This window comes from Pseudomonas alloputida (assembly GCF_021283545.2).
Lineage (GTDB): Bacteria > Pseudomonadota > Gammaproteobacteria > Pseudomonadales > Pseudomonadaceae > Aquipseudomonas > Aquipseudomonas alloputida.
Genome location: NZ_CP128540.1, coordinates 3800064 through 3817778, shown reverse-complemented (window position 1 = coordinate 3817778; position 17715 = coordinate 3800064). Strand labels below are relative to the sequence as shown.

Sequence of the window (17715 nt, the reverse complement as noted above, 5' to 3'; positions counted from 1 at the left end):
AAAGCCCGGGCGGGCATGGCCTGCCCGGGGCATTTGCACAGGTCAGGCGGCGGGTGCGCGCCAGTCGTCAGAGCCTTCGGTGTTGGCTACATCGTGAGCCCACGTGATCTTTCGATACGCCAGCGATACTTCAACCAGTTGGGTGTAGTTTTCATTGTCTTTGTCGAGTGCGTGGGGAAGCACGGTATTGATGCTGACGATGGTGGCGTCTTCGAGCGTGGTGGTGAAAAAATGCTCTTGTTTGCCTTCCGACGAGGTGCGATACCAGCTGACCTCGACCGTTGGCAGCATTTCGCCGTTGGCAAGTGCCTGATACATCAGGGGGGTAGCTTTGTTCAGTGAACTGGTGAATATGAAAGGCTTATGCACGCGCTGGCCACTCGGTTGACCGCTCTGGGGGTCAGTGGGCGTAGTCACCTCATGCTTGATTTCCTGAACCAGAATCTGATCTTCATGGCCTTGTTGGAACACGTTGCCGACGGAGTCAGCGGTGAAGGCGCCAGCGGTGATGTTGCCTTGGGTCTGGCCTACGATCTTGATGTAAGCGGGTGTTGGCATGGCAGTTACTCCTGCGTCCATGTGGGTAAAGCACGCGCACCACAGGTGGCGTGGCCATCGGAAACGATGGGCTTGTCAGCGAGGCAAAAACCTCGCGAATTCGTTGAACTCAGTGGTGCTGTGACACGGTTGGCTATTGCTGCAAAATGCCGTTCAGCGACTCCAGCACCTCGGTTGTGATCAGGTGCAGGCGGTAGCTGTAGATCCCGTAGGCCACCGCCATGGCGATGGCGGAAATCACCAAGGGGCTCCACCAGGGCCATTGCCGGCTCATGCGGAAGTTGCGTGGGGCCACATTGGTGTAGGGGTCGCAGACTTCTTCGGGGGTAGGGCCGCGCAGTTCGCGGATGATCCCGTGCAGTTGGTGAATCAATGCGTTGAGTGTTTCTTCGCCTTTCGGCGCGAGCGCGTACTTGCCCTTCAGCCCAAGGCACAGGGCGAAGTACATGAACTCCAGTACGTCCTGATAACGCTTGGGCTCCTGCATCAGGCGGGTAATCACGGTGAAGATTTTTTCCCCACCCCAGGTCTCGTCGTGGAAGATGCTGAGCAGCGGCTCCTGGCTCCAGCAGCTGCTCTTGCCCCAGGGCCGCTCCATAACGGCCTCGTCTATGAACAGGCACAGACCGTAGGAGTACGCCAGCAACTGAGCCGGCTCGTAACCGTGCTGGCGCATTTCTTCCTGAATGTTGTCGATCTGGCTGCGTACTTGCTGGTGCACGTCCTGGATGTTCGGCAGCTCGTCCAGCGTACGCAGGCGTATGACCAAGCCGAACAACGGTGATGCGGCATCCAGCATCAGGTTGGCGAAGCCGCCCCGCAGCTGAAATTCCGGGTCAGCGGGGTAGCCTTCGGAAACGGGCTCTGGCTCAGGTTTGTCCGTGGATGCTTGCCCATTGGTTGCTGCAGCCCGGGGGGCGGGTACTGGCTGTTGAAGGGTTGAATCAAGCGCGTTGACTGCAGCGTTGTTTTCATCGGTGGGCGTATTGTTGTCTTTTCCCATGTCACTCACTCCTGATCGCCCAGAACTGCAGTTCAAGCCCTGGGAAGTCGCCCGCAATGTGGATGCCGAAGCCATTCGCCTTGCTCATGCACGCCCAGGCCGGGTCACGTCGGTCCAGCTCGAAGTAGCTGAAACCCGCATGGAAGGGCAGGTCGCGGGGCGCCACGGGTAATGGCAGCAAAGGGATGCCCGGCAATTGCAGCGGCACCAGGTCATTCAGTGACTCAAGTGAGGTGATCTTGGCTTTCTGGATGAACATCTGGCGCAACGCCTGTGGTGGCATGCTGGCGCGCACGGCGAGGATGAAGTCGGCTTCGTCGATCAGCCGGCGGTCTTCCAGCGTGGTCGTCATCACGCCGAATTGTTCGCTCTCCAGCGGTAGTGAAACAGCGCGTGGCCGCAAGACGGTGCTCAGAGACCGGCGCAAGGTATCTTCCAGCGGTTTGAAAGACGTGCGCAGTGCGGTGTGGTGATAGGCGGGGTACTCCTGCGGCAGCCGGTTCTGGTCGGTGAAGGTGACGAATTCGCCGCAGGCCTGGCTCATGCACAGGTACAGCTGCTCGGGGTGCGTTTGCGCTTGCCTGGCCAGATGCTGGAAGCATGGCCACCAACGGTTCATGGCCTGCAGCAGGTTGAAGTCGCGAATGTCGGCGATCCCGGACTGGCCCGAGGCACCAATCCGCGTGGCAAGGCCGCGCGCCCGCTCGCGCAAGGTATGGGTGATTTCCTCTAGAAACCGCTGCAGCGCTGGCACCGCCCGCACCGAAACGCTGGTGGGGTAGAACGCTTCGTCCAGTTGCAGGCTGCCGTCGGGGCGCCGTTCCAGAATACGTGCCAGGGCCAGGCGGGTGTAGGCGCTGCTGTCTTCGGTCTTGCGTTTGAGCTGCAGGTTGGGCACCGCAAGGTCTACCTGCACCAGGTCACCGTCAGCGGAGTGGGTATCCTTGATTTCCTGTACCTGAGCGGTATAGCGGAAATTGGCTGCATTGTCGGGCCAGCTCACTTCGCGGCCGCCATCGGTACGCAGCGGCAGGCACAGATACACCTCACTGTCTTGGCACGCGTCGTCGCCGATTTCCAGCGGCGGCGGTGGCGGCAGGTCGGCGGGAATGTCGAACACCGTGCCGTCCGGCATCACACCTCGCGCCCGGGTGATGGCGACTTTGCCCAGGCTCAGGTATTCGTCGTTCAACTGAAGTTCGCTGAAGCCGTAAAAGGCTGCATTGAGGCTGGCGAGGCGCTGGTGCAGGGCTGCTTCGCTGGCCCTGGCCGCCTGTTGGAAATGCTGTGGTTTGACGAACAGGCCTTCGGGCCAGAGAACGGGATTGCGTGAACTCATGGGCGCTCCGTGTCAGCGTGAGTAAGCAGGAAGGGCAAAGGGTGTTGAGGCGCCATCAGTCTTCTTCCTTGAGCACGATGTGCGTGTCGTTGACCAACACCGACAGCATGATCTGGCGGCCACGCGGCGGAATGCGCAGTACTTGCCGCCAACTGGCGTTTTCATGGCCTCGGTAGTCGGCGATCACCGCGACGAAGCGGGTTTCGGCGTGGATGGGTTCGAACGGGATGTACTTGAATTGGCCAGGGCGCAGCAGGTAGTCGTCACTACGGATATAGGTACTGCGCAGCGCCTTGGCCGGGTCCTGCTCCAGTAGCTGGTACACGGTGTTGCGCAGCAGTGAGTCGTCGCGCAGTTGCAGGATCGTGATGGCAATGGGCGTGGCGACCAGCGCTGAGGCAACGCTTGTGGTGTGCGGCAAGGTCAACGCCACCTGAGGGTCGTCGTAGCTGCCGGGGCCGCTTTCTTCCAGGGGCGAGCGAGCCGGGTCGCTTTCGTCTCCTTCGTCCAGCTCGACGGGGGACATGGCCGGGAATTGCGCTTGTAGGTATTCGAACAGAACCCCGATTTTTTCGGTCAACGCATAGGGGTCGCCAGCACTCAGGGTCACAGCGTAGGGGCTGGGCTCCAGGGCGCGATCCTGATCGGCTGCGACGTCAAGGCTGTCCGGATTGCCGTTGAGGGTAGGGCTGGCATTGATGCTGAATGCGACCTCGGTCGGGTGATCCTTGGGCGGCCCGATGGGCAACGAGTGGTCCATGGCCACCTGGCTCATTCTGCTCAAAGAGGTGCAGCCGGTGGGCGCGACCAGCGCAAGCAGCAGGGAGGCGAGCAGAAGTGGATGAGGTTTCATGGGTATGCTCCGGCAATCAGGCGCTGCAGCGGGCTTTCTCGGAGTGCCCCTTCACCGTCTGCCGCGTCCAGCGCTGCCAGAGGGTCATTCCCCATGGCTGCTTTGAAGACCGAGCAGATCTCGACGGCTGGTTGGGGGGCAGAAGGCTGTGCCGGCCAAGCGGGTGCAGGCGCTTCCGCTATCAGGCGGTCGAGCACCCTCGGGTCCGGGTTGAACAGGTCCTCCAGCGAGCGCGTGCAGGCCTGATCCTGGGAGTACTGAACCTGTAGCCGATAGGTACCAATGAGAAGCTGGTCACCCTCAACCAGGCGTCTGGGTGGAAGCGGCCCCAGGCTGTTGGCACTGCCATTGAGGTAGGTACGGTGGCAGTGGTCGATCACACAGAAGCTGCCTTCGATCCAGCGGATTTCGCAGTGGATGGGCGCAACGGTCTGATCGCGGTCATTGATCTGCCAGTTTGCTCGCCCACTGCCGATGGTGCCGCCCTTGCAATCGAACAGGTGCCGAGCAGTAACGCCGTGCTGCAGTTGGTCGAGGTTGGTGATGCTCAAGGTGACTGTGTTCATGAGCGCCCCCCGGATGCGTACAACCGGGCTGATCTGGCCATGCCGGTCGTCGACGAAGCTGGTCCAGCCCAGGTATGCGCCCTGGCTGCGGTGCAAGCAGAAGGGTGACAACGCGCTCTGCTTGAGGCGCAGCTCCAGGTCATAGGCCAGCCCGTCACGCAGCAGAAAGTCGATCAGTGCACGCAAACGGCCGAAGTTGATGCCGCTGGGCAGCAAGTCCCGCAGCTGCGTCTGGTCGAGTTCGCTGATCACGATGGTGAACTTGCTGCTGCGGGTGCGCGTGCGGCTGCCAATCATGAACGTGCTGCCCAGCTGGCCGTTGGTCCGCCCCAGGCTTGCAAGCTGCCTGGACGGCGTGACGACTGATCGCGTCTCGAACTCGCGGATGTGCACCTGCTTGAGGTCGAAGCAGTGCGCAATGATGCCGGCTACAGTGCCCGGCGCTCGGCTGCGGCTGGCGATCACGCCGGCAAAACTGAGCAGGCGGCTCCAGGGCAGCGCCGTGTCCCCTCGCAACTGCTTGTCGTTAAGCCCCAGCAGGGCAAACACGTACTGCGAGAACCCGTCACTGGCACCTGGCTGGAAGCGGATGTAATAGCGGTACTTGCGCCAGATACGGTGCAACAGGCTGAGCAGGTAATGGTTGAAAAAGTCGAAGAAGGCCGGCCGTACACCGATGCCATGCGCATGTTCATACGCCACCTGTTCCAGGTAATAGGTGGGCAATGGCGAATCGGTGCCGTGCAACCCCAGGAATGTGGCAATGATGCGGTAGCGCGCTTCCTCAGCGGGCATCCGCTGGGCTTTGTACACGTCCGAAACAGGGAAGGTCAGCCGTGGGTCGCAGGCCAGGCGCACGCGCCGCCGGGTGGCCTTGTCCGGCCAACGGGGTTCCAGGTCATCGCCATGCAGCCCGTGCAACCGCTCCAGCAACTGGAAGAAGTTGTACTGGTGCGCTTCGCAGAGCAACTTGTCGGCTAGATCAGCGGTTGCTTGCCGGTCTGTATTGGCCATGTGTAATGCTCGTTATTGGTGGTGTTGATCACTTCCAGCTGGTGGAAGGAATTGATGCTGGCGTACAGGGCGAAGAAATGAGCGAGCACACAGCTGAACAGGTACAAGTCGCCTTCGCAGAGGAAGGCGGTCTGGTCCAGTTTCAGCCGGGTGTGCAGGCCGCGAATGGGTTGCCCCTTGATCAGCCAATCCATGGGCTGCGTATGAATGTCGCGCATACCTTCCAGGCGTTTACGGGTGGTGCGTGCCTGCTGGATGTCGTGCAGGGCCATGAAGTCGTAGGCGCGGATCACCGCTTTCAGCGGCTCTACCGAGAGCAAGGACAGGTAGTTGAGCGACATGTTGGAGATCAATGCCCACTGCAACTGGCCGTCCAGCACCGGGCGACAGGGGCGGGTGGGTGTACAGAGATTGGTGTAGGTGGCCAGAGGCGGCGTAAGTTCGGTCAGAATGTTGATGTCATCAATGCCCAGCGCCAGCGGGAGGTCCCGATTGGTGCAGGTGAGGTCGATGGACGCGGTTTCCAGCTCGCCTATGTAGCTGTTGGCGTCGGCGCGGACGAAGGCGATTCGATGCATGACGCCATTGCCGTGCAGGCACTCTTCCAGCTGGCAGCGGTAATACAGCGCCGTGCGCCCCTGGACGTGCTCGATTTCATGGGCGAAGGACTCGAAGGGACGGAAGGTCCGAAGGTGCTCACCGGTGTTACCGTCAGTCGTCGTTCGGGTGCTGATCACCTGGTCGACACTGAAGATTTCGTAGCCGTGCGGCGCTGTGCCCTTGGGCTTCAGTGGAACCATGGCGTCCTTGCCGGACAGGTCGATGGGCTCGGCGCTGTGCTGGAACAGGTTGACCGCAGGTGCGCAGAACAGGTTGAAATCTGCTTTGCCGACACGCAGCGAGTCGGGTAGCTGGCGCGTGAAGTGAAATTCGAGGTTTACCTGCTGGCTGTCATGAGCTGGCCAGATTTTTTCCAGGCCGGTAACGCTGAAAAAGTGGAAGCGTTGAGGGAACGCGAAGTACTCCTGCAGGATGCGATAGCCATCAAAGACGTTCTGTGGGTAAGGCAGCAAGGCGTCGTTGGGGCTGAACCCTGGGAAAGCGATGCTGTTTGCCGGCAGCCGACGAACCTCGCCGTTGATGGTCACGCTGACATGCTTGAGGTATTGAGAAACCCACAGGTAAAGCGTGCGAGCGGTTCGGGCATCGCCGCTGAGGTAAAAGTCGAGGCTGGTACAGCCCAGGCTGTTCAACGGCCGCTCGACCAGTGATTGCAGGCCGATGCAGATCACAGAACTGTCGGATGTCTGGGTGGCTGCGACCGTGTCGATCTCGAACGGATGAATGTTGACCGCTGTACAGGTGCGGAACTCGCAGGCCACGCCGTCTACCGGTTTCGAGAACAGCCGCGACCCCTTTGGGATGCGCTGTGACTGGCTGAGGGATTGTCTCACCGGGCTGAACTTGATGATCGTCGCGCTGGGCAGCGGCCGCAGGTAGTTCGGCCACAGCAACTGCAGCATGGGATGGGTCAGCTCTGGCAAGTCGTCTTCCAGCTTCAGCCGTAGCTTGGCGGTCAGGAACGCAAAGGCTTCCATCAGGCGTTCGACATCGGGGTCGCTGGCACCTTTGCCAAGCAACCGCGCGAGTTGTGGGTTGTCCTTGGCAAAGTCGTTCCCCAGTTCGTGCAGGTAACGCAGTTCTTCACTGAAACGGTCTCTCAGAGACATCGGTCACCTCACGCGCGTGTAGCGGTTGTGCCCATCGACCAGCAGCTCGAGTTGCAGCTGTTCTGCGTGGTTGTTGACCTGTACCAGGCAATCCAGCCTGAAATGCAGCTCCAGCGGGGCATGGGTATCGGGCACTGCGTTGAGCGTGCGTACCTGTATGCGCGGCTCGAAGCGCTGGAGGGTGCGGCGGATATCCGCGCTCACCTGCACAAGCAAGTCGCCGTTGCTCACGTCATGCCCATTGAAGTCGCGCAGGCCCAGCTCAGGGCTGCTCTGGGAGCACCCCTGGCGGGCATTCAGCAGCGTTTCGAGGTGGCGCTTGATGGCGGCGAACTTGTGGGAAGCGCTCTCCCGTCGGGAGGCCTCTCGGCGGGTGCACTGGTCCACCATCAGGCGATCAAAAAGACCACTCATTGCGTATCGAGCCGCCCGACCAGGGAAATCTCGAAGTTCGCGCCCATGTACTTGAAGTGCGGGCGTACGGCGAGCGAAACCTGGTACCAGCCCGGGTCACCCGCAACATCCGAGACCTCAATACGGGCGGCACGCAGCGGCCGGCGGCTGCGAACGTCGGCAGACGGGTTCTCCTGGTCGGCGACGTACTGCTTGATCCATTTGTTCAGCTCGGACTCAAGGTCACGGCGCTCTTTCCAACTGCCGATCTGCTCGCGCTGCAGCACCTTGATGTAGTGGGCGAGCCGGTTGACGATGAACAGGTAGGGCAACTGGGTACCCAGCTTGTAGTTGGTCTGTGCCTGAAGCCCCTCAGGGGTTTTCGGGAAGTGCTTGGGCTTTTGTACCGAGTTGGCGGAGAAGAACGCGGCGTTGTCGCTGTCTTTACGCATGGTCAGGGCGATGAAGCCCTCTTCGGCCAGTTCGAATTCCTTGCGGTCGGATATCAGCACCTCGGTAGGAATCTTGGCCTGCAACTGGCCCAGGGATTCGTACAGATGGACCGGCAAGTCTTCGACAGCACCGCCGGATTGGGGGCCGATGATGTTCGGGCACCAGCGGTAGCGGGCGAAGCTGTCGTTGATGCAACTGGCTAACAGAAAAGCAGAATTGCCCCACAGGTAGTTGTCGTGCTGCCCGGCGATGTCTTCGTTGTAGTTGAAGCTCTCGATCGGTTGTTCCTGCGGGTGGTAAGCGGAGCGAAGCATGAAGCGCGGCCCGGTCAGGGCGACGTGGCGGGCGTCTTCGCTTTCACGAAAAGCGCGCCACTTGGCATGCCGAGGGCCGGCGAAGAGGTCTTTTATTTCCTTGAGGTTAGGCAGCTCCTCGAAGCTGTTCAAATTGAAGAATTCGGGGGCAGGTGCAGCAAGAAAAGGGGCATGGGACATGGCGCCAACGGAGGCCATGTAACTTAGCAACTTGATGTCAGGGGAAGAGGGGCCGAAGTTGTAGTTGCCTACCATGGCCGCAACCGGCTCTCCCCCGAATTGGCCATAACCCGCGGTGTAAACATGCTTGTAGATACCGCTGCAGGTAACGTCAGCAGCATTTTCGAAGTCGTCGAGCAGGTCCTCTTTACTGACATGCAAGATTTCAAGCTTGATGTTCTCCCTGAAGTCCGTGCGGTCGACCAGAAGTTTCAGGCTGCGCCATGATGATTCAAGCTGCTGGAACTCAGGCTGATGCAGAATGGCATCCATCTGTTTGCCGAGCATTCGGTCGATCTCGGCAATCATCTGGTCGGCTCGGTGCTTGTTGATCAGCTGATCTGGATCATTGCTCTTGAGGATTTCGGTGATGAAGGCAGATACGCCCTGCCTGGCAATCTGGTAGCCCTCCTGGGCAGGTACCAGTTTGGTTTCTGCCATGATCTGGTCGAGCAGGGTGGTATTGCTCAATGTGTCGGCCGTTGCGTCTGTGGTGATGGCGGTGCTGCTTGGCTTGGGCATGGGGACGCTCCGTTGTCTCAATCTTTTTCTGGCGCCTCGAGCACCAGGTCCAGTTCTTGGGCGAGCTGCTTACGCGCCTGCTCGTTGTTAAGCAGGTGCTGCAATTGCTTGCGGAAGGCCGGGACGTTGCCCAGCGGGCCTTTCAGGGCGACCAGTGCTTCGCGCAGCGCCAGCAGCTTGTTCAGCTCGGGCACCTGGCGCGCGATCCGGTCCGGCCCGAAATCGTTGATGGACCTGAACTGCAGGTGGACGGCCAGCTCGGTATCCGGGGCGGTGCCGAGCCTGGACGGTACCGTCACGTCCAGGCTCACATTGGCGTCGTTCAACACGCTGTTGAATGTATGTTTATCGATGCGCATGACCTGACGGTCCTCAAGCGCACGGCTGTCATCCAGGCCGAAGTCGCCCAGCACCAGCATCTTGTGCGGCAGCTCCACCTCAGCCTGCTCATCGCTGGTAGCGGGGACATACTTGATATTGACGCGTTCTTTCGGCGCAACGGATCCCGTATTTTTAGACATCGGTACGCAACTCCCTGTTGGGCTGTAGGATGTTCAGGTGCTAGTTGTGTTTATTATTGTCTCGGTCTTGTAGGAAGATTCCTACATATGTTCAGTGGGTTGGATTATTTGTCCAATTTCTATAAAAACCATGCACGCAAGAGTGGTCTTTGGTCGAGCATTAAGATGTAAAGAAATATTTGTTTGTGTGCATTCGGTACTGTGTAATAGGCTTCTGCTGGAGTTGTTTTAATTGGTCGCGCGGGCGCATGGGTATTGCTATCTATTTGTAGGAAAGTTCTTTGCGCCATATAGGCCATTTGTACTATTCAGAGAGTAAATTCAGGATGATTAACCGCAGTGTATATGGCGCCGGTCTCTCGTTGCTGTTTTGTCTGCAGCCGGTGCTGGCAGGCTCCACGCGGGACTGTCCCCGGATTGTTTCCAACGTCGAGCGACTGGCCTGTTTCGATCAGGCTGCTGGCACCCCGGCGTACACGCCAAAACGGCAGTGGTCTGCACCGGAGCAGCAGGCCCCCACGGTGTTGCGTGTGATGGCAAATGAAGCTGAACGGGCACCGGATGACCTGACGTTTCGCATCGGGAGTCAGACCCAGGACGGGGCAGGCGCGCCAGCGCTTGTGATTTCGGCGCCCGCCATCGCATCGGGTGATGAACGTGCCTACATGGCAATCAGTTGCATACAGGCCATCTCCCGGCTACAGCTGATTGCCAGGCGTCCGATCGAGGCAAGCTGGGTCAAGGTACGCCTGAGCGGGGAGGGCTGGTCTACCCGTGAGACGCCCTGGCAAGTGATGGAGAACGGCCAAGTGCTCGATGCCGGGCGGGGCCTGCCCGCCATCGAGCAGATCAGGAAGCTGATCGGTGCCCAGCGTATCGAGGTTGTGAGTGATCACGGCGAGGTCGACGGGCTGACCTTCGATGCGCAAGGCCTGGCCCCCTTGATCAGCCGGGCGCGAAGCACATGTCGGTGGTAGCGCAGGTATCCGGGGAAGAGGTCACTCGGTTGCTCGCGCCGATTGATCCGGCAGTTCCGGCTGGCCTGTTCGATGTCGAGGACGAAACCTATCAGGCCATTGATCAGGAGATGGTCAAGCTGGGTGGGCTGCAGGAAGCCTCGATCGACTGGGTCTACATCGAAGACGCGTCCCGTCAGTACCTGAGCCAGCAATGCAAGCACTTGCGAATCGTTGCGCACCTGAGTGCCGCATGGTTGCGTAGCGGCTGCTGGGAGCAGTGGGGATGCACCTTGGCGTTGCTGGCCGGCATGCTCGAGTGCTATTGGGAAGCCGCTCATCCCAAGCCGGGGCCGAAAGGCTTCCTGGGCAAGCGCAAGCTGGTTGCCCTGGTGATCGATCGCTTGGCCGAGGCGCTCCCGCGTCTTGATCGTTTTACCTACACCCCGACCCACGCAGCGGCAGCGCAGGCTGCCTTGAAACGCCTGCAACAACAGGAAACAGTACAGCTGGACACGGCAGCACTGGGCGAGCTTGAGCGCCTGCTAGGCAAGTACTCGGAACTTGCCAACGGTGTTGGCGAGGCTGCTGTGCCCAAAGCGCCGGCTGCAACCGAGAAGCCTGCACCGTTGGCCGATGTCATCGCCACACCCGTGTCACGCATGTCGATGGGCAATGAGCGTGAGACACGCCGGGCCGTGCTGTCCATGGCCGAGCTCATCAACCAGCAGGACCCTTACGACGCTACCGGCTACCAGTTACGGCGTTTCGGTTTGTGGGCGCACATTCAGGTTGCTCCCCAAGTCAGGCAGGGCAACCGTACGGAATTGATGGCGGTGCCGCTGGATATCACGCGGTTCTATGAAGAGGCCATTGCCAGTAAGGCGGTTGACCCCGCCTTGCTGCAGCGTATTGAAAAGAGCCTGACGGCTTGCCCCTTCTGGATTCGTGGCAGCTTTCTGGCTGCGACCGTCGCCACACAGCTGGCGATGTGCGAGGTGGCCGAAGCCATCCGTTGTGCCACCGCCCGGTTTGTACAGCGCATGCCCTCGCTGCAGCAGCTGTGCTTCAGCGACGGCATGGTATTTGTCGACGACCAGTGCCTGGCCTGGCTCAAGGGCACCCAAGGGCCGTCTGGCCAAGGTGCAACCCCCCAGGAGTTCAGCGGCCTGCGCGAGGAGCTTGTCAGCCAGCTGGAAACCGGTGGCATAGAGCCGCTGCTCCTTCGGCTGCAAGGGCTGCAAGCCGGCGTTCGTGCTCCCCGTGAGCGCTGCCACACCACCGTGATTGCAGCTGATCTGCTGGCCGCGCGGGGTGTGTCCTGGCTGGCCCAGGACCTGTGCGCCAACGTTGCCCGAACCATGCAGCAAACCACCGCCAGTGCGTGGGAGCCCGAGGTGTTTGAGCGGCTTCAGCAGTACGCGGCATCCCCAGTGTTGGCAGTTCAAGACAAGGATCAGGAGCCTCGATGAATCAAATATGGACGCAACTCAAACGTTGGGGCTGGCCGTGGGTAACGCGCATTGGCCTGGCGCTGCCGCTGCTGCTCGGGCTTGGCGCCTTGCTGATGCTGGTCGCCATCTGGTGGCTTGGCCCGCAATGGACGTGGCGTGAGCAGCAGCCGCTGGCAAGTGTGGCTCATCGCAGCGTGGCAAGCCTGGTGCTGGTGCTGGTGCCGCTTCTGTGCTGGCTTGGGGTGCTGCGCACGCGCTTTCGCCGCCTGCAAGCGGAGCGCCGCCAGGCACTGGCCGCCGAACAGGATGTCGCGCTACCATTCGTGCAGGCGCAAGAGCGGGCCTTGAGCCAGGGGCTTGAGCGGTACCTCGACAATGCCGGTGGGCGACGCGCGTTGTACCGGCTGCCCTGGTACCTGGTGTTGGGCGACGAACAGTCCGGTAAAAGCAGCTTCATCGACCGCACCGATCAGCGCTTTACCCTGACGCGTATCGACCAGGCCCAGGCACGGGGCCGACAGACTCAAGCAATGGCCTACCCGGTAGGCTGGTGGGTCAGCGACGATGCCGTGATCATCGACCCGCCCGGTGTTTTCATCAGTCAAAAACCACCGGTGGGCTCGGCGGCCAACGCCCCCTCCGAAGCCTCCGCGCCGCCCGGCATCCAGGCCCGGTTATGGGAGCACCTGTTGGGCTGGCTGCAGCGTAAGCGAAGCCAGCGGGCGCTCAATGGAGTGTTGCTGGTGGTCGACCTGCCGGCGTTGCTGCATGGCAGGCCCGAGCAGCGCGTCGCGCTGGCCCATGGGTTGCGCACACGCCTGTACGAAGTGAGCAGTCAGTTGGGGGCGCGCCTGCCGCTGTACGTGGTACTGACCAAATTCGATCTGCTGGACGGCTTCGACCAGTTCTACAGCCAGCTTCCGGCCGCCAAGCGTAAAAGCCTGTTGGGGTTCACCTTCAAGCTGGATGCGGTTGACGCGTTCGACGCCTGGCTGGATGAGTATGACGAGCACTACGGGCGGCTTCTCACCCAATTGCAGGAGCAGGTCATCGACCGGCTGGATGTACTGGGCAAGACAGCGCCGTGCGGGCGCCTGTTCTCACTGCATGCACAGTTGATCGGGTTGCGCCCCATACTGCAGGCATTCCTGCGCGAAACCTTGGCGAGTGACCGGTTCACCACGCCACCCTTGGTACGTGGTGTGTACTGGTCGTCAGTGGTACAGCAAGGCGACATGCGCAATGCCTTTGTCCGAGAAGCGGCTCAGCCCTACACGACGAAGCTGCCCCTGCGTGAAGGTAAGGCACAGGGGAAGGCGTTGGTCTATTTCATCCAGCAAGCATTCAGGCGGGTTATCTATCAGGAAGCCGGGCTGGCGGGTGACAATGTTCGGGTTGCGCGCAGCAAGCGCCACTTGCTGTGGGTGGGCTCTGGTGTAGGCATCCTGGCGTTCAGTATCGCCGTTGCCAGCTGGCAGCGTTACGCCGACATCAATGGCGCCAAGGCTGCCAGTGTGCTCGCCAAAAGCCAGGAGTACAGCGGTCACGAAGTCGATATGCGTCTTGATCCGACCGGGCGCAACCTGCTGGCGCCACTGGACCAGATTCGCGATGCGGTCGCGGTGTTTGGCGACTATCGTGCGGCCTGGCCGGTGGTTGCCGATTTTGGCTTGTATCAAGGGCGCAACATTGGTCCCTTGGTTGATGAGGCGTACCTCAGCTTGTTGTCTAAACGTTTCTTGCCGGCCTTGGCCAGTGGTGTGATCGATGCCATGAACGCAGCACCACCTGGCAGCGAGCAACAAATGGCCGCGCTCAGGGTTTACCGGATGATCGAGGACCGCAACAGCCGCCGGCCCGAATGGGTCGAGGACTGGATGGCCCGTCAGTGGCAACGGGCCTTTCCTGGCCAGGGGCAGTTGCAGCGTGACCTCATGCAGCACCTGAAATACGCCTTGGCCTATGCCGATACCGATTTGCCGCAGTACCGCCAGCGGGTCAGCGAAGTGCAGCAGGCGCTGCGCAAATTGCCGTTGCCACAGCGGGTCTATGCAGGGCTGAAACAACAATCGTACCAGCAGTTGCACGCCGGGCTGGACCTGCGCCACCAGGTAGGGCCTGCGTTCGATGTGGTGTACCAGCCGTCTTCCGGGGCCAGGCAAGGGGATGAGGATGTACGGCTGGCCGCCATGCTCACCGCCAAAGGCTTCAGGGAATACTTCGAGCCGCACAGCCAACGCTTCGCTGAAATGGCGATGGTTGATCAATGGGCATTGGGGGAGCGCAGTCAACTCGACTATTCGGACGTCGACCGCGATGCGCTGACCGAGCGGCTGTATAACCTCTACAGCGCCGATTACATTGACAGCTGGCGGCGCGCCCTGACCGCTTTTACGGTGGCTGACTTCCGTGATCTGGACCATGGTGTCGCGATCCTGGAGCAGTTGACCGGCCCCGCAGCACCATTGCAACGGCTGCTGGATACGGTCAGGGATAACACCTCGCTTGCGCCTCCAGCAGCTGTTGAAGCATCGGGTGAGCTGAGTACGCTGCGCGTAGCAACCGGAAAACCCGAGCAACAGCAAGCGTTGGCCATCCAGCGGGCGTTTGCAGGCCTTGGCGCCATGCTGCAGGCGACAGGAGAAAAGCCGAGCTACTACGATGAAACCCTTGGCGCTGTTGCGGCCGTGCTGGACTACGCCAAGGCCGTACAGGACAGCCCGGACCGCGGCAAGGCTGCTTTGCAGGCCGTGCATCAGCGCTTTGCGATGACAGGGCAGGACCCGATAGGCACCCTCCAACGTATTGCCACAGGTTTACCGGAGCCTATCAGCCACCAGGTCAGAAAGCTCGCCGACCAGACTGCCCAGGTGCTGAACGTTGAAGCACTGCGCGAACTGGAGCGACGTTGGGATGCTGACGTGTACAGTTTTTTCCAGCAACGCCTGGCAGGCCGCTACCCCTTTGTGGTGAAGGCACCCGATGCTTCTTTGGATGACTTCGAGGCGTTCTTCGGGCCGAAAGGGCGCCTGCAGCAGTTTAATGATCGGTATCTCAAGGTTTTCCTGAAGGACAACCTTGAGGCCTTGCAGTCCGCTCAGCACGGGCAATCCCTGATTCGTGCCGACGTGATCGAGCAGCTCGAGCTGGCGGAGCGCATCCGCGAAACCTTCTTCGATCAGCGTGGCAAGCTAAGTGTGCAGTTCAGCATCGAGCCCTTGGGGCTCAGTGCAAACCAGCGTACCAGCCTGCTGGACCTGGATGGCCAGTTGATTGCCTACACCCATGGGCCAAGCCATATCACGGGTATTGTCTGGCCCAATACCTTGGGGCAGCAGGTCCGCAGCAATCTCACCTTGCTAAGGCAAAATGGCAACAGCAGCAGCCTGGAGTACCGTGGCCCGTGGTCGATGTTCCGCTTGCTCAGCCGCGGTGCGCTCAATGGCCGGACGGCGACCAGCGTGGACCTGAGCTTCAGGACCGGAGATGGCGTGATGCGCTATCGGCTTAACGCTGAAAAAGCCTTCAATCCCATTACCCAGCAACCTTTCAAAGGCTTCCGCTTGCCCCGAGGCTTGTTGCAACAGCCAGCCAGTGTGGTGCAGGCGGTGCTACCGGATGGGCAGCGACTATGAACCTCGTCAGGGGCGCAGTGCATTGACTGTGCAGGCTTTCGAAGCCTGGGTATGCGCTGGCTGCCCCCGGCCTCTGCTTACTCCACAGCCTCGGCCACGCCCTGATCCTCACCCAGGAACCCGCCACTCTGATGCTGCCACAACCGTGCATAGGTACCCTTTTTCGCCAACAGTTCGGCATGGGTGCCTTGCTCGATGATGCGCCCTTCATCCATCACGATCAGCCGGTCCATGGCGGCGATCGTCGACAACCGGTGGGCGATGGCAATAACGGTCTTGCCTTGCATCATTTCATCCAGGCTCTCCTGAATGGCCACCTCCACCTCCGAGTCCAGCGCGCTGGTGGCTTCGTCAAGCAGCAGGATCGGTGCGTTCTTCAGCATCACCCGGGCAATTGCAATGCGCTGGCGTTGGCCGCCAGACAGCTTGATGCCGCGTTCACCCACCAGGGTGTCGTAACCGCTGTTGCCCTGGCGGTCGCTGAGCTGGCTGATGAAACCATCGGCCTGGGCACTGGCCGCAGCGGCACGGATCTGTGCTTCGGTAGCATCGGGGCGGCCATAGGCAATATTGTCGCGAATCGAACGGTGCAACAGCGAGGTGTCCTGAGTGACCATGCCGATGGCGCTGCGCAGGCTATCCTGCGTGACCTTGGCGACGTTCTGCCCGTCGATGCGTATTTCCCCCTTGTCCACGTCGTAGAAGCGCAGCAGCAGGTTGATCAAGGTGGACTTGCCGGCGCCGGAGCGGCCGACCAGGCCGACTTTTTCGCCCGGACGAATGTGCAGCGTCAGCTCATTGAGCACCTGGCGCTCGCCGTTGTAGTTGAAGCTGACCTTGTCGAAACTCACCGCGCCACCCGTGGTTACCAGCTCTGCAGCACCCGGCACATCCTGCACCTTGGGGCCGCGGGTGAGGGTGGCCATACCGTCCTGCACGGTGCCGATGTTTTCGAACAGCGAGGTAATTTCCCACATGATCCAGTGCGACATACCGTTGACGCGCAAGGCCATGGCGGTGATTGCCGCCACGGCCCCGGTGCCAACCTGGCCCTGGTGCCACAGCCACAGTGCGTAGCCACCGGCACCAAAGATCAAGCCCACCACCAACGCCTGGTTGACGATTTCGAACTGGCTCACCAGGCGCATCTGGCGAAAACCGGTCTGCTTGAAATCTTCCATGGCTGCGCGCGCAAAGTGCGCTTCGCGGTTGGAGTGCGAAAACAGTTTTACCGTGGTGATGTTGGTGTAAGCGTCAGAAACCCGCCCGGTCATCGACGACCGGGCATTGGCCTGCTCCTGCCCGACCTTGCCCAGCCGGGGGACGAAATACAGCATGGCCAAGCCGAACAGCACGACCCAGGCAATGAAGGGCAGCATCAGTTTCAGGGCAAAGCCGCCGGCCAGGGCAATGATCGCGATGAAATACACGCCAATCCCAGGCAGGATTTCAATGAGTGTAAACAGCACATCTCGTACTGCCAGCGCCGTCTGCATCACCTTGGTAGTGACCCGGCCAGAAAACTCGTCAGAAAAGAACGATAAGCTCTGGCGCAACATCAGGCGGTGAAAATCCCAACGCAGCCGCAGCGGCAGGTTGATCGCCAGCACCTGGTGCTGAACCATGGTGCGCAGCGCCACCAGCCCGATGCTGACCACCAGGACGATGCCGATCCCCCACAGCACACGGCTTTCCTCGGGGCCAACAGTACCGCCTGCCTGCCAGGACGCGAGCAGGTCGACCACCTGGCCCAGGAACGCGAATAGCCAGGCTTCGTATATCGACACCCCGGCACTGAGCAGCGCCAGCGCCAGGATGTAGCCACGGGCGCCGCGGGTACAAGCCCACATGAAGCGCAACAGGCCAACGGGCGGCGGTGGTACCTCGTCGGGTGGGAAGGGGTCGAGCCGACGTTCAAAGATACGCAGCATGCTTGTCTCCGGAAAACGGTTCTTGCTTGGCCAATGCCCTGCCGGCTTGCCTTTGCCGACTGTTGTTTTTAACCCGGAAAAGGTCGGCCTTGGGGTGTTTGTTAACAAACCTTTGCAACTCATTACATTTCAGATTGATTTCATTCTGCCTTGATGCTGTATAATTGACGCAACTTTGTGTTACGCATCATTTTTGTCGTTTTTTTGACATGAGTCATAAAGCGTCAGCAGAGGATGTGACACATTCCGCCTTC

Annotated in this window: 14 protein-coding genes and 1 pseudogene; 4 read left to right on the top strand and 11 right to left on the bottom strand. The window is 60.5% G+C overall.

Annotation, left to right across the window (positions count from 1 at the left end):
* Positions 1-42: 42 nt before the first annotated feature.
* The 10 genes and pseudogenes from LU682_RS17555 to tssB form a co-directional block, all read right to left on the bottom strand.
* Positions 43-558, bottom strand: a complete 516-nt coding sequence (locus LU682_RS17555; protein WP_010953535.1) for an Hcp family type VI secretion system effector — start codon at positions 556-558, stop codon at positions 43-45.
* A gap of 133 nt (positions 559-691) precedes the next feature.
* Positions 692-1561 (bottom strand): type IVB secretion system protein IcmH/DotU, encoded by an 870-nt coding sequence (icmH, locus tag LU682_RS17550; RefSeq protein WP_010953536.1) that lies wholly within the window; start codon positions 1559-1561, stop codon positions 692-694.
* A gap of 1 nt (position 1562) precedes the next feature.
* A complete protein-coding gene (tssK, locus tag LU682_RS17545; protein WP_010953537.1) occupies positions 1563-2900 on the bottom strand; it encodes a type VI secretion system baseplate subunit TssK in 1338 nt (445 codons plus the stop codon).
* 55 nt (positions 2901-2955) lie between these two features.
* Positions 2956-3753: a type VI secretion system lipoprotein TssJ gene (gene tssJ / locus LU682_RS17540; RefSeq protein WP_010953538.1), complete on the bottom strand. Its 798-nt coding sequence runs from the start codon at positions 3751-3753 to the stop codon at positions 2956-2958.
* Entirely contained in the window at positions 3750-4319 is a 570-nt protein-coding gene (locus LU682_RS17535) for an FHA domain-containing protein (RefSeq protein WP_010953539.1), read from the bottom strand. Before LU682_RS17535 ends, tssJ begins: the two co-directional genes overlap by 4 nt.
* Positions 4320-4325: 6 nt before the next feature.
* Positions 4326-5333: pseudogene (tssG, locus tag LU682_RS17530) on the bottom strand (type VI secretion system baseplate subunit TssG); the annotation flags it as partial.
* Complete coding sequence (gene tssF / locus LU682_RS17525) at positions 5297-7063, bottom strand: type VI secretion system baseplate subunit TssF (RefSeq protein WP_010953541.1); 1767 nt, start codon at positions 7061-7063, stop codon at positions 5297-5299. The gene tssF and the pseudogene tssG, both read right to left, overlap by 37 nt.
* 3 nt (positions 7064-7066) lie before the next feature.
* Complete coding sequence (gene tssE, locus LU682_RS17520; protein WP_010953542.1) at positions 7067-7477, bottom strand: type VI secretion system baseplate subunit TssE; 411 nt, start codon at positions 7475-7477, stop codon at positions 7067-7069.
* Positions 7474-8964, bottom strand: coding sequence for a type VI secretion system contractile sheath large subunit (tssC, locus tag LU682_RS17515; protein ID WP_010953543.1), 1491 nt, complete (start codon positions 8962-8964; stop codon positions 7474-7476). The genes tssE and tssC overlap by 4 nt, the downstream gene beginning before the upstream one ends.
* Positions 8965-8981: 17 nt before the next feature.
* A complete protein-coding gene (gene tssB / locus LU682_RS17510) occupies positions 8982-9485 on the bottom strand; it encodes a type VI secretion system contractile sheath small subunit (RefSeq protein ID WP_010953544.1) in 504 nt (167 codons plus the stop codon).
* Positions 9486-9811: 326 nt separating this feature from the next.
* On the opposite strand from tssB, the gene vasI reads away from it, so the two are divergent.
* The 3 genes from vasI to tssM are packed head-to-tail and all read left to right on the top strand — an operon-like array spanning position 9812 to position 15530.
* Positions 9812-10462: a type VI secretion system-associated protein VasI gene (gene vasI / locus LU682_RS17505; protein ID WP_232856671.1), complete on the top strand. Its 651-nt coding sequence runs from the start codon at positions 9812-9814 to the stop codon at positions 10460-10462.
* Positions 10450-11913 (top strand): type VI secretion system protein TssA, encoded by a 1464-nt coding sequence (gene tssA / locus LU682_RS17500; RefSeq protein WP_010953546.1) that lies wholly within the window; start codon positions 10450-10452, stop codon positions 11911-11913. Before vasI ends, tssA begins: the two co-directional genes overlap by 13 nt.
* Positions 11910-15530 (top strand): type VI secretion system membrane subunit TssM, encoded by a 3621-nt coding sequence (tssM, locus tag LU682_RS17495; RefSeq protein WP_010953547.1) that lies wholly within the window; start codon positions 11910-11912, stop codon positions 15528-15530. Before tssA ends, tssM begins: the two co-directional genes overlap by 4 nt.
* Before the next feature lie 77 nt (positions 15531-15607).
* Here tssM and LU682_RS17490 read toward each other — a convergent pair whose 3' ends face one another.
* On the bottom strand, positions 15608-17461 hold the full coding sequence (locus tag LU682_RS17490; RefSeq protein ID WP_028697022.1) for an ABC transporter ATP-binding protein: 1854 nt from the start codon (positions 17459-17461) through the stop codon (positions 15608-15610).
* Between LU682_RS17490 and LU682_RS17485 the strand changes: the two genes are divergently transcribed.
* Positions 17460-17615: a hypothetical protein gene (locus LU682_RS17485; RefSeq protein ID WP_164721826.1), complete on the top strand. Its 156-nt coding sequence runs from the start codon at positions 17460-17462 to the stop codon at positions 17613-17615. The genes LU682_RS17490 and LU682_RS17485 overlap by 2 nt on opposite strands.
* Positions 17616-17715: the final 100 nt, after the last annotated feature.

Bases quoted from the DNA above. Each gene is read 5' to 3' on its own strand.
- LU682_RS17555 (WP_010953535.1), bottom strand. From the start codon at position 558: ATGCCAACACCCGCTTACATCAAGATCGTAGGCCAGACCCAAGGCAAC.
- icmH (WP_010953536.1), bottom strand. From the start codon at position 1,561: ATGGGAAAAGACAACAATACGCCCACCGATGAAAACAACGCTGCAGTC.
- tssK (WP_010953537.1), bottom strand. From the start codon at position 2,900: ATGAGTTCACGCAATCCCGTTCTCTGGCCCGAAGGCCTGTTCGTCAAA.
- tssJ (WP_010953538.1), bottom strand. From the start codon at position 3,753: ATGAAACCTCATCCACTTCTGCTCGCCTCCCTGCTGCTTGCGCTGGTC.
- LU682_RS17535 (WP_010953539.1), bottom strand. From the start codon at position 4,319: ATGAACACAGTCACCTTGAGCATCACCAACCTCGACCAACTGCAGCAC.
- tssF (WP_010953541.1), bottom strand. From the start codon at position 7,063: ATGTCTCTGAGAGACCGTTTCAGTGAAGAACTGCGTTACCTGCACGAA.
- tssE (WP_010953542.1), bottom strand. From the start codon at position 7,477: ATGAGTGGTCTTTTTGATCGCCTGATGGTGGACCAGTGCACCCGCCGA.
- tssC (WP_010953543.1), bottom strand. From the start codon at position 8,964: ATGCCCAAGCCAAGCAGCACCGCCATCACCACAGACGCAACGGCCGAC.
- tssB (WP_010953544.1), bottom strand. From the start codon at position 9,485: ATGTCTAAAAATACGGGATCCGTTGCGCCGAAAGAACGCGTCAATATC.
- vasI (WP_232856671.1), top strand. From the start codon at position 9,812: ATGATTAACCGCAGTGTATATGGCGCCGGTCTCTCGTTGCTGTTTTGT.
- tssA (WP_010953546.1), top strand. From the start codon at position 10,450: ATGTCGGTGGTAGCGCAGGTATCCGGGGAAGAGGTCACTCGGTTGCTC.
- tssM (WP_010953547.1), top strand. From the start codon at position 11,910: ATGAATCAAATATGGACGCAACTCAAACGTTGGGGCTGGCCGTGGGTA.
- LU682_RS17485 (WP_164721826.1), top strand. From the start codon at position 17,460: ATGCTTGTCTCCGGAAAACGGTTCTTGCTTGGCCAATGCCCTGCCGGC.
- LU682_RS17490 (WP_028697022.1), bottom strand. From the start codon at position 17,461: ATGCTGCGTATCTTTGAACGTCGGCTCGACCCCTTCCCACCCGACGAG.